Source organism: Citrobacter sp. LUTT5 (genome assembly GCF_009905315.1).
GTDB classification, from domain to species: Bacteria; Pseudomonadota; Gammaproteobacteria; order Enterobacterales; family Enterobacteriaceae; genus Citrobacter; species Citrobacter freundii.
In genome coordinates this window covers 4,835,518-4,849,169 of sequence record NZ_CP047606.1, presented here as the reverse complement: position 1 = coordinate 4,849,169, position 13,652 = coordinate 4,835,518, and the positions used below count along the sequence as shown (strand labels likewise).

Below are 13,652 nucleotides of genomic sequence, written 5' to 3'. Positions count from 1 at the left end.
GTGAGGGAAGTGGTTGTTATTTTTCTTTGCGGACGGGACCGCAAAGGTCCAGAATTGGGTGAATTTCCCTCCCTCCAGGAGGGGTTTGTAAAGAATACCACAATGTTGGTATGCGTGTTCCAATATGGTTAAAAGAAAGTGAATAAGATTATTCGAGAAAACATCAAAAATGTGACGACTTTGACAGGATCGCGCCAGTTGACCCTCTGGAAACGCGAGGATTTGCAACATCCTCAGCCGGATGTCGTCGCTGAAGAAGTACCGGTTGCGCTGGTTTACAACGGGATTTCGCACGTGGTAATGATGGCGTCACCGAAAGATCTTGAGCACTTTGCGATGGGCTTTTCACTTTCTGAAGGCATTATTGAGCGCCCACAGGATATCTACGCAATGGAAGTGGTTCCTTCCTGTAACGGATTAGAAGTGCAGGTTGAGCTGTCCAGTCGTCGATTTATGGGGCTGAAGGAGCGTCGTCGCGCGCTGGCCGGTCGCACCGGTTGCGGCGTTTGTGGCGTGGAGCAGCTCAATGACATTGGCAAGCCAGTCCAGCCGCTGCCGTTTACCCAGACATTCGATCTGGCGAATCTCGATCACGCTTTACGACATCTCAATGATTTTCAACCCGTGGGGCAACTGACAGGCTGCACGCACGCGGCTGCCTGGGTACAGCCGTCAGGTCATCTGGCGGGCGGGCATGAAGATGTTGGGCGTCATGTTGCGCTGGATAAACTGCTGGGGCGACGCGCAATCGAAGGCGAAACCTGGCAACAGGGTGCGGTATTAGTCTCCAGCCGCGCCAGCTACGAGATGGTGCAGAAGTCGGCGATGTGCGGCGTGGAGATTCTGTTTGCTGTGTCTGCCGCGACAACGCTGGCGGTAGAAGTTGCCGAGCGCTGTAACCTGACGCTGGTGGGTTTTTGCAAACCGGGCAGGGCGACGATTTATACACACCCCGAGCGTCTGATAGCTGAATAACAAGCATTCAATTATTTTGAATAAGACTGGCAAATCCTTCCGCTTTTAGTTGTGCGATGTGAGGGCTATTATTTATCACATCAAGGCACGGTGCCTTACTCAAACAACTAAGTTAAAGGGTTTATATCATGAAAAGCATCAAAACTTTTGTCGCAGTTATCGCTCTGGCTACTTCTTTCGGTTCTTTCGCTGCTCAGACAGTTACCGCAACCGGTTCTACGCTGGAAAGTGCTGAAGCAAAAATTGCCGCCCAGGCTGAACGTGCAGGCGCCAGCGATTATAAAATCACTCAGGCTTACACCGGCAACCGCGTGCACATGACTGCTGAACTGCTGAAATAAGATACCTCAGTACTGTCGAAAGAGCGCCCTTGGGGCGCTTTTTTAGTTTATGCCCGCTATTCTCAGCAATGCGGTCACCACCGCGGCGGCAACGATCACCACGATTAGCGGCAGCTTGCGCCAGGCGAGAAATACCGCGAAGCCAACCCCAAGAACCCGCGCCATACCGGCAAAGTGTTCGCCTTCGTAAAAGGTGGTCGCCAGCGCAACGGAGAACAGTAATACCGTTGCGGCGTCGGAAAGCAGCGCCTGCGAGCGTTCCGAGAACGCTAAACGACCCCCAAGCTTCGCTCCGCCTAAACGCATTAAATAGGTTCCCAGAGATAAGATGGCGATACCGACGATAAACAGCGTCATGTTGCCCATTATTTTTTCCTCGTCAGTAAGCCAAACAGTGAGAGCAAAACCGGTAAACCGACCGGCGCAAAGGGGATGGCGGCAAGCGACAACCCGGCACCGCTACAGGCGCGAATCAGCGTGGTGCGGTTTTTAAAGGCCGGGACCACTAAGGCCAATAAAATAGCAGGGAAGACGGCATCCAGACCGATGGTTTCCGGGGCGGGGAGCAGTTTGCCGACGCCCGCGCCGATCAGTGTGCCAACAGGCCAGAAAATAGCGACGCCCAGACCGCACAGCCAATAGGCTGCTTTACGTTGTTCGGGTGTTTTTTGCGACAGGCCGAATACTACGCTTTCGTCGTTCATGATATGACAGCCGAGGAAACTCGCAGCCCGGGAGCCCACAAGATCGCGCACCGTGACGCCAAACGGGATGTGTCGGGCGTTGACCAGTAAACCGGCAGCCGCAGCCGCCAGTGGGTTACCGCCGCTGGCGACGATGCCGATAAACATAAACTCGGATGCACCCGCCAGCACGGTAATTGAGAGCACAAACGGTACCCACAGCGGGAAGCCGTAGGCCATTGCCAGCGAGCCGTATGACATGCCGACTACGCCGACGGCCAGACAGACTAAAAATATTGCTTTTATTGTGTCGCCTTTGAGACTGGAAAAATAATGTTTCATACCATTTTAGCCATATCGAACGAATTTCCATTATAATGAACGCGACCAGTTAATATTACAAGTCGAACGATTCGTTCGATATAAAGAACATGGAGTCGTGAATGACCCAGCCCATCAGTATGATCGCGAAAAGCCTGGTGCGTGAACGTCAGCGCACCGGTTTGTCATTGGCAGAGATTGCCCGTCGCGCAGGGATTGCAAAATCGACACTCTCGCAATTGGAAGCGGGCAATGGCAATCCTAGCCTGGAAACGCTCTGGTCGCTGTGTGTGGCGTTGGATATTCCCTTTGCGCGCCTGCTGGAGCCGCAGGAACAAAAAACGCAGGTGATTCGCCGCGGCGAAGGAACAAAAGTCGTGGCTGAGCAGGCCCACTATCAGGCCATTTTACTGGCCGCCTGCCCACCGGGGGCACGGCGGGATATCTATCTGCTGCTGACGCAGCCGGGCGCGGATCGGATTTCACAGCCGCATCCGCCGGGATCGGTTGAACACATCATCGTGACGCAGGGTAAGGCGATAGTGGGATTGACGGAAGCACCGGAGGAGTTAGGCGAGGGCGACTATATTTGTTACCCCGCTGACCAGGCGCATATCTTTAAAGCGCTGGAGCCTGACACCCAGGCGATTCTGGTTTCTGAGCAGAACTAACTGTTATGTTGCGTTGTGCCGGATGCGGCGCGTTAGCGCCTTATCCGGCCTACAAGACTACTGCAAATAAAACACTTCTTTTAGCTCTGCGCTGACCGGACTGTTGTCTGGGTTGGCCAGCATTACGTCGCGCATATGCTTCCACCAACGTTGGCAAACGTCGGTGCTGGCAATGGCATTCCAGCGTTCTTCGGACTCAATCTCAACGGTGGCGAACAGCAGATTGCGCGCCTGATCGAGATAAATCGCGTAGTGATGGGCGCCGTGTTCTTTCAGCACTGTTTCCAGTTCTGGCCAGATGGGGTTATGACGACGCTGGTACTCAACGTGCGCGTCGGCATTCACCTGCATTATAAAGGCCTTGCGAATCATAACGCCTCCAGATACAGCTCGCGGACCTCGTCGCGGCTGGCGGTGCGCGGGTTGCACGGCGCACACGGATCGGCCAACGCTTTATCCAGCCAGCCCTCAATATCCTCTTTCGTCACGCCAAGTGAACTAAAGCCCGCAGGAATACCGACACGCTTGCTGAGTGCACGAATCGCGTTGATGGCCTCCATACTTGCCGCTTCATCGCTCATGTCACGGGTATCGACGCCCATCGCCTGCGCTACGCGGGCAAAGCGCGCCACGGCGTTTGGACGGTTAAAGTTTTCGATTACCGGCAGCAGGATGGCGTTGCAGACGCCGTGTGGCAGATTATGGGTTGCGCCCGGCTGGTGCGCCAGCGCATGCACCAGACCGAGACCAGCGCTGTTAAAGGCCATCCCCGCCAGATACTGACCAAACGCCATTTGCTCACGAGCGTCGAGATTATGACCGTCGTCGACCGCTTTTGGTAGCCACAGGTTGATCAGGCGAATCGCTTCCAGCGCGTTAGCGTCGGTGAGCGGATGCGCACCAACGGAAACATAGGCTTCCACCGCGTGGGTTAAGGCGTCCATACCGGTTGCGGCGGTGACGGATGCCGGGATGTCCAGCATGACGCTGGCGTCATCCACGGCGATATCCGGGATGATATTCGGGTCGATGATCACCTCTTTGACCTTACGGGCAGAGTCGATAATGACAGCGTTGCTGGTCATCTCTGCTGCCGTACCGGCGGTGGTATTGATGGCGACCAGCGGTACACCCGCATTTTTCACTTTGCCTACGCCGGAGTAAGCAGTAGAAGGGCCGGGGTTGGCGGTCAGGATCTTCACCGCTTTAGCCGTATCGATCGGGCTACCGCCACCGAAGGCAATAATGTAGTCACATTTGGCGTCCTGATACGCCGCGAAACCTTTCTGCACCAGCTCTTCCGTCGGGTTTGGAAACACCTCATCAAACAGCTGGTAAGACATCTGATGTTCATCCAGCGCGGCAAACAGGCTATCCAGCAGGCCCAGCTTTACCAGTTGACCATCGGTGACGATCAGCGCTTTGCCCCATTGTTTATTCGCCACGAGGTTCGCCATATCGGCAATCGCGCCGGCGCCATGCAGGCTAATTTTTGGCAGTGCCAACATAAAGCTCATCACTATTCTCCTTAAAAAAATTCCCTGGTGCCCGATGGCGCTACGCTTATCGGGCCTACGGTGAAATGCGCACCGTCATGTAGGCCGAATAAGGCGAAGCTGCATCCGGCGTTGAGTGGGGAGGTATCAGTACAGCTCTATGGCGCTGGCCAGCGGCGTCACGCCGAAGCGTTTGCCAAGTGCGATCAGCTCTTCACGCGTAATGGTCTGCTTCATACCGCCCATCGAATAGATTTTGACTAAAACTTCAGCGGATTTCTCTGCGGTATCGATCAAACCGAACGCTTCGTCGAGGGTGGGTCCACTGCCGAACACGCCGTGGAATGGCCACAGTACCAGCGAGTGTTTCTGCATTTCCTCGGCGGTCGCCTGACCAATTTCATCTGTACCTGGCACCATCCACGGCAGAATGCCAACGCCATCCGGGAACACCACCAGGCACTCGGTGCTGCCTTCCCACAGCTTGCGGGTAATCAGCGCGGTGTTGTTTTCCAGTACGTAGGTCAGAGCGATCAGGTTGGTGGCATGGCAGTGCATGATCACGCGGTCTTTACCGTTCGTCGCTTTAATGCGTTCGCAGTGAGAGAGGAAGTGAGCCGGCAGTTCAGAGGTCGGTACGGCCTCGTGAGTCAGGCCCCAGAGGATGTGGTAGCCCGCACCGTCGCTGTCGATTTTCACCACGCCTAAATTGGCTGCTGGATCGAGCTGGACGTTGCGGAAAAATTTCCCCGAACCGGTGACGATAAACGGCGTATTCGCCAGCAGCGGCATCGGCTGACTCAGCGCGATATAGCGTGGTTTTTCGTGGAAATTGGCGCTAAATGGCGCGATATCTGCTTCATCAAGACGCAGCGTCAGGTTACCGCCGTTACGCTCGTCCCAGCCTTTCAGCCACGCATCAGAAGTGGCTTTGATCATCCCCTGGACGAACCAGGAAGTAGTAATGTTTTGCATGTTCGGTGTTCCTGTTTATTGCCCGAACGTTATCGGGTCTTACGTAGGCCGGATAAGCGAAGCACCATCCGGCAATCGTGTTTCATTCATTGCCGGATGGCGACGCGGGGCGTCTTATCCGGCCTACAAGCCTGGTGTCACGGTTAGCTACGTTTGCTCAAAATCTCTTTTTCATAAGTGCGCACGCTGTCTAGCCACTGGCTGCCCGCTGGCGTGTCGTGACGCTGGCAATACATCTCCCAGACGGCCTGCCACGGCAGCGATTTTTGCTCTTCCAGCAGGGCCAGGCGTGCGGTGTAGTCGCCGCTGGCTTCGAGCTGGCGCAGTTGCTCGGTCGGTTCTAACAGCGCGCGCAGCAGGGCTTTTTTCATATTGCGGGTACCGATCACCCACGCGGCGATGCGGTTAATGGAGGCGTCGAAGAAGTCGAGGCCGATGTGTACGCGGTCAAACAGGTTGTGGCGCACGATCTCGCTGGCAATCGCCTGCGTTTCATCATCCAGCAGCACCACGTGATCGCTGTCCCAACGCACTGGGCGGCTGACATGCAGCAGCAGGCGCGGCACGTACAGCATGGCGGCGGAGATTTTGTCGGAAATCACTTCGGTCGGATGGAAGTGACCCGCATCCAGACACAGCGCCGTCTGGCGACTGGTGGCGTAACCCATGTAGAACTCGTTAGAGCCCACGGTGTAGCTTTCCGCACCGATGCCAAACAGCTTGCTTTCGACGGCATCGATATGGTGCGCCGGGTCGAGTTTCTCGCTGATCACTTCGTCCAGCGCGTCCAGCAGACGCTGGCGCGGCGCTAAACGATCAACGGTGATATCTTTCATGCCATCCGGGATCCAGATGTTCATCACTGATGGCGTACCCAACTGCTCGCCAAAATACGCTGAGACGCGACGGCTGGCTTTGCAGTGATCGATCCAGAACTGGCGAATGGTGTCGTCGGCGTGGGCCAGCGTGAAACCGTCGGCGCTCAGCGGGTGTGAGAAGCAGGATGGGTTGAAATCCAGTCCTAACTGGTTCGTTTTCGCCCACTCCACCCAGTTTTTAAAGTGCTCAGGTTTGATTTGATCGCGGGCAACCGGCGTATCAGATTCCAGATAGATCGCGTGCAAATTCAGACGTTTTGGACCCGGAATCAGGCTCAGCGCCTGCTCCAGATCGGCCCGCAGTTCGGTGGCGTTACGCGCTTTACCCGGATAGTTACCGGTAGCCTGAATACCGCCAGTGAGCGAACCTTCCGGATTTTCGAAACCGGCGACATCATCGCCCTGCCAGCAGTGCATGGAGACCGGCAGACGATCGAGCTGGCGTAAGGCCGCCTCGACATCAATGCCTACCGCGGCGAAACGCAGTTTTGCCAGTTCCCAGGCTTGTTCAAGTTGAGTGGTCATGCGCAAAGCTCCTTTGTCTGTCGTAGTGATTGAAACTGCGCCTGGTAGCGGGCAATTTCACTTTCAGGATTGGGAATGAAGGTGGTCAATTCGTAGTTGGCGCGCACCACCTGACGGAAATCATCAACGTTGTTCAGCTCGTCCAGCGTCATCAGCTGGATGCCAATATTGCCGAGCGTGGAGGCCTCAATTGGCCCGGACATCACGCGAATACCGCAGGCATCCGCGCACAGCTGGTTCAGCAAGGCGTTCTGGCAACCGCCACCGACAATGTGCAGTTGGCTAAATGCTGCACCACGCAGTTGTGCCAGCTCTTGCAGGATGTCGGCGTACAGCAACGCCAGGCTGTCGAAGATACAGCGCGCCAGTTCGGCGTTTTGCAGGGGTACGGGTTGGCCTGATTCACGGCATGCTGCCTGAATTTCTGCACTCATATCGTCGGGGTTGATAAAGCGATCGTCGTTCGGGTTAATCAGGAATTGACAGGCCGGCAGCGCTTGCGTTTGGCTGATAAGCGTTGGCAGGTCGGAAATCTGGCGCTCTTTTAATACGCGCTGGAGCAGCCACAGCCCCATAATATTTTTCAGGACACGGTAGCGCCCTTCCGCGCCGCCTTCGTTGGTGATATTCGCCGCCAGTGCCGCATCGTTGGTATACGGCGTTCTGCTCTCAAAGCCCATCAGCGACCAGGTCCCGGAAGAGAGATAGGCGCTGTTTTTGTCGGCCAGCGGAGAAGCTATGACCGCGCTGGCCGTGTCGTGACTGGCGACGGCTACGACCGGAATTTGATTTTTCTGCGGGCAAATCCAGTGACCAATTACGTTCCCCGGATGTGTCGGACGACCAAACCAGGCTTTGTCTGCTCCGGTCCACGCCAGCAGAGTGTCATCCCAGTCGTCGGTATTGATATTGACTAACTGGGTGGTGGTGGCATTGGTGTATTCCCAGTTCATTTTGCCGGTCAGGCGAAAGCTGAAGTAGTCGGGGATCAGTAGGGCATGGGCCACCTGCGGGAGCAGTTCTGGCTGTTGTTCAACCAGCGCACGCAACTGATACAGGGTATTAAAGGGCAGAAACTGAATGCCGCTACGGCGGTAAATTTCACCTTTACCCGGTTGCGCCATTGCTTGCGCCATAATGCCGGTCGTGCGGCTGTCACGGTAAGAGACCGGCAGACCGACACGTTGACCGACGTTATCGATCAGAACGTAATCCACGCCCCAGGTATCAATGCCGATGCTGTCTATCCGAATGCCTTCATCGCAGACTTTTTTCAGGCCAAGACGAATATCGTTTTCCAGGCTGTCGATGTCCCAGGTGTCAAAACCGTCTGTTTTTTGCAGGCAGTTCACGAAGCGGTGGATTTCACGCAGCGTCAGGGTGCGGTGTTCACTGTCGTAACGCGCCAGCATTACGCGCCCACTGGATGCGCCGAGATCGACTGCGACACAATGGCGAAAAGTCATAGCGAGGTCCTTCTGAGTTTTATTGCACTCAGTCTAAGAACCCCAGATAACGCGTACCTTCTTGACAGTGACAGCCACAATTAGCGGCTGGCAACATGGCAAAGGTGAACGTGATGCTGTTCACAATTTCTATTAATAGGGTCGGTTTTAGCGGATGTGACGTCTTCCGCAATTCCCGATCTTTCCCGCCATTTCTTGAAGAATTGACCGTGTTTACGCACTTTGGCGTCAAAAATTTAAGGTGAGGGTGATAACCCTTAATTACTATTCAGCCATGTTCATTTGATCGGGAAGGATGTCATCATGACGATATTGCATTGCGTGGATTTTTTTCCGACAGGTAAAGCGCCAGTGGCTATTGAACCGCGGCTTCCTCAACCTGCGTTTCCAGAACATCATCATGATTTTCATGAAATTGTGGTGGTCGAACATGGAACGGGGATCCATGTGTTCAACGGACAGCCTTACACCATCAGCGGCGGTACGGTGTGTTTCGTTCGCGATCATGACCGGCATTTATATGAACATACTGACAATCTGTGCCTGACCAATGTGTTGTATCGCTCCCCGGATGCGTTTCAATTTCTGGCTGGGCTGAATCAGCTTTTACCTCAGGAACAGAATGGGCAGTATCCTTCGCACTGGCGGGTGAATCAGGGTGTGTTGCAGCAGGTTCGACAACTGGTGGGGCAGATGGAGGCGCTCGGTGAGGGGATGGATACACCAACGGCGGCAAATCGCGAGATCCTGTTTATGCAGCTGCTGGTGCTGCTGCGTAAAAGCAGCCTGATGGAAGCAGCGACCGATAACGACGCGCGGCTTAACCTCCTGATGGCGTGGCTGGAAGATAACTTTGCCGACGAGGTATGTTGGGAGGCGCTGGCCGAGAAGTTTTCCCTCTCTTTGCGTACTCTGCATCGCCAGCTCAAACAGCAAACGGGATTGACGCCGCAGCGCTACCTTAACCGCTTGCGGCTGATCAAGGCTCGGCATCTGCTTCGTCACAGTGATGATAGCGTGACAGACATCGCTTATCTCTGTGGATTCGGCGACAGTAACCACTTTTCGACGCTTTTTCGCCGTGAGTTCAAGTGGTCGCCACGCGATATTCGTCAGGGGCGCGATCTCGTTGTGGCAAGCAGCCTCCAGTAACGCGAAAGCTATCAACGTTTTTTATCGCCGAATCTCAGATAATCATGTCCCTTAACGCCGGATGGCGGCTACGCCTTATCCGGCCTACAGATTACGTGACACGTAGCCGCCACCAGGCAGGGAATATTGTGATGGCGAACCATCTGGTCCTTCTGAAATCAGACTTTTTTGCGCATGAGCAGCAGGCTGTCGCCGTAGCCGATCGTTATCCGCAGGATGTCTTTGCTGAGCATACCCATGAGTTTTGCGAGCTGGTTCTGGTCTGGCGCGGTAATGGCCTGCATGTCCTTAACGATCGCCCGTACCGGATAACCCGTGGCGATCTGTTTTACATTCGCGCCGAAGATAAACACTCCTACACTTCCGTTAACGACCTTGTGCTGCAAAATATCATCTACTGTCCGGAGCGGTTGACGCTGAATGTTGACTGGCAAGGGGCGATCCCCGGATTTGATGGTGCGCCAAGGCACCCGCACTGGCGACTCGGTAGCGTTGGCATGAGCCAGGTCAGACAGGTGATAAGCCAGCTTGAGCATGAAAGTAATCAACGTGATGCGCAGGCTTTTACCATGGCTGAGCTGCTGTTCGGGCAACTGGTGACCCACCTTAAGCGGCATCGTTATGCCACGGATACGCTCCCGGCGACGTCGAGCGAAACGCTGCTGGATAAACTGATCACCGCGTTAGCCGGTAGTCATGAGCATGCGTTCGAACTGAATAAGTTTTGCGAGCGCGAACGGTGCAGCGAGCGCGTTTTGCGCCAGCAGTTTCGCAGCCAGACCGGCATGACCATCAACCAGTATCTCCGCCAGGTGCGGGTTTGCCATGCGCAGTATCTGCTCAAACATAGTCGGTTGATGATTAGTGAGATTTCCATGCGCTGCGGCTTTGAGGACAGTAACTACTTTTCGGTGGTGTTCACGCGCGAAACCGGGATGACGCCCAGCCAGTGGCGTCATCTCAGCAACCAACATGATTAACTGGCCATTCCCAGACCAACAATGTTTGCCGCGACAATGATCACCACGCAGCCAAGGCTTAGCACACTTACCGGACGGCGACCCGCGTTTTTCCACTCTTTCAGTACCAGCCCGACAATCCCGCCGCACAGGACATAGAAGCTCATGTGCAGCATCCAGCTTACATAATCATATTGAGCCGGAATACGCGCGTGGCCCCAGGCGTAGAAGAAGAATTGCAAATACCACATCAGGCCACCAAGCGCAGACAGCAGCACGTTGGTGATAATCAGTGGCTTGGCTAACGAGAAGTCGGCTTTTATCGACAAGTTTTTCACTTTTGCCAGACGAATGAAGCAAAAGCCCAGGTTGACTAACGCGCCGCCGCCCATGATAACCACGTAGCTGGGCAGGGCGACATACAATGGATCGACACCCAGCGCGGCGGCGGCATCGTGCATTGGTTTAGCGGCGTTCATCGCAAATGACATCCCGGCGGAGAAAATGCCGCACATGACCGCCAGAACCAGCCCTTTTTTCAGGTTGAACTCTTCCGCTTTGATGCCCATTTTGCGTTCTTTTAACTGACCGGCCCGAGTCACAATACCGACGCCAATCAGCGCGACCAGTACGCCAAGCAGCGTCATGCGTCCGCCGGAAGTATTGATCAGCACATCAAAGTTGCCGTTGATAATTGGGGTCATCAGCGTGCCGACAATCAACGTAATCCCAATTGCAATGCCGATCCCCATCGACATACCGAGATAGCGCATGGTCAGACCATAGTTGATATTGCCAATCCCCCACATCGCGCCGAACAGAAACACCGGCGCCAGCGTAGAGAGGCTGAAAGAACTGAAGTAGGCCCAGAAATTGGGAAGCAACATGGCGCTAATGGTCCATGGCAGGATAAGCCAAGAGACGATCCCGCCAACCGACCACATCGTTTCCCATGACCAATGTTTGACTTGTTTGAACGGGGCATAGAAACAGGCGGCACTGGCTGCGCCTATCAAATGCCAAAAGATACCCATCGTAATCGCGTTACTCATGACTTAATCCTCGTTATTTTTTATCGTCGGTAATGACCCCTCCGACCAAACGAGTTTAAAAATTACGCAGGGTGTTAACCTTTTAACGATTGCCGCCATTTTGCGCATGTTGGCAATCATCACGTTAACTGGGTGATTCGGTTCACATCTTTAGCAATCAACATGCGCTATTAAAACCTTGTAAAAAGTACGGCATTGATAATCATTTTCAATATCATTTAATTAACTATAATGACCCAACTGCTTACGCGGCGTTAACACAGGCCGCCCGACAATACTGGAGATGATTATGAGTTATACACTGCCATCCCTGCCGTACGCTTATGATGCCCTTGAACCGCACTTCGATAAGCAGACGATGGAAATCCACCATACCAAACACCACCAGGCTTACGTAAACAACGCGAACGCTGCGCTGGAAAGCCTGCCAGAATTCGCCAGCCTGTCCGCTGAAGAGCTGATCACCAAACTGGATCAACTGCCAGCAGACAAGAAAACCGTACTGCGTAACAACGCGGGCGGTCACGCTAACCACAGCCTGTTCTGGAAAGGCCTGAAAACCGGTACTACGCTGCAGGGTGACCTGAAAGCGGCTATCGAACGTGACTTTGGCTCCGTTGACAACTTCAAAGCTGAATTTGAAAAAGCAGCGGCAACCCGCTTTGGCTCCGGCTGGGCGTGGCTGGTGCTGAAAGGTGACAAACTGGCTGTTGTTTCCACCGCCAACCAGGATTCCCCGCTGATGGGTGAAGCTATCTCTGGCGCTTCCGGTTTCCCAATCGTGGGCCTGGATGTTTGGGAACACGCTTACTACCTGAAATTCCAGAACCGTCGCCCGGACTACATCAAAGAGTTCTGGAACGTCGTGAACTGGGACGAAGCTGCCGCGCGTTTCGCAGCAAAAAAATAAGTTCTATGCTTTAACGAAGCCCTGCAAGCGATGCTTGTGGGGTTTTTTTGTGATCAAACTCAATATAAAAACAATGATCCATTTAAATTGAAACAAGGTTTTATTATGCGAGTGGGATCACTTTTATAGTCTCTATGAATGTCTATCTTCTTTTCATCAAGACGGGCGCATCTCAAAGCAAGATGCAATCGCCCATAAAAATTGCCCCATTTTTATGTCTACAGGTGATGGAAATGCAGATCAAACGTACGATAGAGAAAATCCCAGGCGGTATGATGCTGGTGCCGCTTTTCCTGGGCGCGTTGTGTCACACCTTTTCCCCCGGCGCCGGGAAATACTTCGGCTCCTTTACCAACGGTATGATCACCGGTACGGTACCTATCCTGGCGGTCTGGTTCTTTTGCATGGGGGCGTCGATCAAGCTAAGCGCCACAGGCACCGTGCTGCGTAAATCAGGTACGTTAGTCATAACCAAGATTCTGGTGGCGTGGGTGGTTGCAGCGATTGCCTCACGCATTCTGCCGGAACATGGCGTAGAGGTCGGATTCTTCGCTGGGTTGTCTACGCTGGCGCTGGTGGCCGCGATGGATATGACCAACGGCGGGTTGTATGCCTCGATTATGCAGCAGTACGGCACCAAAGAAGAGGCTGGGGCGTTTGTCCTGATGTCGCTGGAGTCTGGCCCGCTGATGACCATGGTGATTCTGGGAACTGCCGGGATCGCGTCGTTTGAACCGCACGTATTTGTTGGCGCAGTATTGCCGTTCCTGATTGGTTTTGCGCTGGGTAATCTGGATCCTGAGCTGCGGGAATTCTTCAGTAAGGCCGTGCAGACGCTGATCCCGTTCTTTGCCTTCGCATTAGGTAACACCATTGATTTGAGCGTGATTGCTCAGACCGGCGTGCTGGGTATTCTGCTGGGCGTGGCAGTGATTATCATCACTGGTATTCCATTGATTATCGCCGATAAACTGATTGGTGGTGGCGATGGTACGGCGGGGATTGCGGCTTCCAGTTCTGCGGGGGCGGCGGTTGCTACGCCTGTGCTGATTGCTGAAATGGTTCCGGCATTTAAACCGATGGCACCGGCAGCAACTTCCCTGGTCGCCACGTCGGTGATTGTGACCTCCATTCTGGTGCCGATTATCACGTCTATCTGGTCGAAAAGGGCCAAAGCAAGGGCGGCAGAAATTGATCTTCGTGGCACCGTGAAGTAAGTCTCTTAAGCCGGATGGTCTGCACCATCCG

At 54.2% G+C, this 13,652-nt stretch carries 15 protein-coding genes; 7 read left to right on the top strand and 8 right to left on the bottom strand.

Features of this window, described 5'->3' with window-relative positions:
- Positions 1–138: 138 nt before the first annotated feature.
- Both fdhD and GUC46_RS23040 read left to right on the top strand, forming a co-directional pair.
- A complete protein-coding gene (gene fdhD / locus GUC46_RS23045; protein ID WP_160180747.1) occupies positions 139–975 on the top strand; it encodes a formate dehydrogenase accessory sulfurtransferase FdhD in 837 nt (278 codons plus the stop codon).
- A 128-nt stretch (positions 976–1,103) separates the two neighbouring features.
- Positions 1,104–1,316 (top strand): DUF1471 domain-containing protein, encoded by a 213-nt coding sequence (locus GUC46_RS23040; protein ID WP_003825262.1) that lies wholly within the window; start codon positions 1,104–1,106, stop codon positions 1,314–1,316.
- Positions 1,317–1,358: 42 nt separating this feature from the next.
- On the opposite strand, the gene GUC46_RS23035 is transcribed toward GUC46_RS23040, so the two are convergent.
- Entirely contained in the window at positions 1,359–1,682 is a 324-nt protein-coding gene (locus GUC46_RS23035) for an AzlD domain-containing protein (RefSeq protein ID WP_160180745.1), read from the bottom strand.
- Complete coding sequence (locus GUC46_RS23030) at positions 1,682–2,341, bottom strand: AzlC family ABC transporter permease (RefSeq protein WP_003028720.1); 660 nt, start codon at positions 2,339–2,341, stop codon at positions 1,682–1,684. Before GUC46_RS23030 ends, GUC46_RS23035 begins: the two co-directional genes overlap by 1 nt.
- A gap of 101 nt (positions 2,342–2,442) precedes the next feature.
- Here GUC46_RS23030 and GUC46_RS23025 point away from each other — a divergent pair, with 101 nt between their 5' ends.
- Positions 2,443–2,991 carry a helix-turn-helix domain-containing protein gene (locus tag GUC46_RS23025; protein ID WP_049002113.1) on the top strand — a complete coding sequence of 183 codons (549 nt, stop codon included), beginning with the start codon at positions 2,443–2,445 and terminating at the stop codon, positions 2,989–2,991.
- Positions 2,992–3,048: 57 nt separating this feature from the next.
- Here GUC46_RS23025 and rhaM read toward each other — a convergent pair whose 3' ends face one another.
- From rhaM to rhaB, 5 genes are all read right to left on the bottom strand, one after another.
- Positions 3,049–3,363: an L-rhamnose mutarotase gene (rhaM, locus tag GUC46_RS23020; protein WP_016151263.1), complete on the bottom strand. Its 315-nt coding sequence runs from the start codon at positions 3,361–3,363 to the stop codon at positions 3,049–3,051.
- On the bottom strand, positions 3,360–4,508 hold the full coding sequence (gene fucO / locus GUC46_RS23015) for a lactaldehyde reductase (protein WP_044701831.1): 1,149 nt from the start codon (positions 4,506–4,508) through the stop codon (positions 3,360–3,362). Before fucO ends, rhaM begins: the two co-directional genes overlap by 4 nt.
- A 126-nt stretch (positions 4,509–4,634) precedes the next feature.
- The gene (gene rhaD / locus GUC46_RS23010) at positions 4,635–5,462 is read right to left on the bottom strand and encodes a rhamnulose-1-phosphate aldolase (protein ID WP_121572148.1); all 828 of its coding nucleotides are present in this window, start codon (positions 5,460–5,462) and stop codon (positions 4,635–4,637) included.
- Positions 5,463–5,605: 143 nt separating this feature from the next.
- The gene (rhaA, locus tag GUC46_RS23005; RefSeq protein WP_049002116.1) at positions 5,606–6,865 is read right to left on the bottom strand and encodes an L-rhamnose isomerase; all 1,260 of its coding nucleotides are present in this window, start codon (positions 6,863–6,865) and stop codon (positions 5,606–5,608) included.
- Entirely contained in the window at positions 6,862–8,331 is a 1,470-nt protein-coding gene (gene rhaB / locus GUC46_RS23000) for a rhamnulokinase (RefSeq protein WP_121540597.1), read from the bottom strand. Before rhaB ends, rhaA begins: the two co-directional genes overlap by 4 nt.
- Before the next feature lie 303 nt (positions 8,332–8,634).
- On the opposite strand from rhaB, the gene rhaS reads away from it, so the two are divergent.
- On the top strand, positions 8,635–9,483 hold the full coding sequence (gene rhaS / locus GUC46_RS22995; protein ID WP_003840473.1) for an HTH-type transcriptional activator RhaS: 849 nt from the start codon (positions 8,635–8,637) through the stop codon (positions 9,481–9,483).
- A gap of 131 nt (positions 9,484–9,614) precedes the next feature.
- On the top strand, positions 9,615–10,463 hold the full coding sequence (gene rhaR / locus GUC46_RS22990) for an HTH-type transcriptional activator RhaR (RefSeq protein ID WP_003847872.1): 849 nt from the start codon (positions 9,615–9,617) through the stop codon (positions 10,461–10,463).
- Here the strand turns inward: rhaR and rhaT are convergent.
- On the bottom strand, positions 10,460–11,494 hold the full coding sequence (rhaT, locus tag GUC46_RS22985; RefSeq protein ID WP_003840477.1) for an L-rhamnose/proton symporter RhaT: 1,035 nt from the start codon (positions 11,492–11,494) through the stop codon (positions 10,460–10,462). The two genes, rhaR and rhaT, sit on opposite strands and share 4 nt — an antisense overlap.
- Positions 11,495–11,783: 289 nt before the next feature.
- Here rhaT and sodA point away from each other — a divergent pair, with 289 nt between their 5' ends.
- Complete coding sequence (sodA, locus tag GUC46_RS22980; protein ID WP_003840480.1) at positions 11,784–12,404, top strand: superoxide dismutase [Mn]; 621 nt, start codon at positions 11,784–11,786, stop codon at positions 12,402–12,404.
- 233 nt (positions 12,405–12,637) lie between these two features.
- A complete protein-coding gene (kdgT, locus tag GUC46_RS22975; protein ID WP_003028743.1) occupies positions 12,638–13,621 on the top strand; it encodes a 2-keto-3-deoxygluconate transporter in 984 nt (327 codons plus the stop codon).
- Positions 13,622–13,652 lie beyond the last annotated feature (31 nt).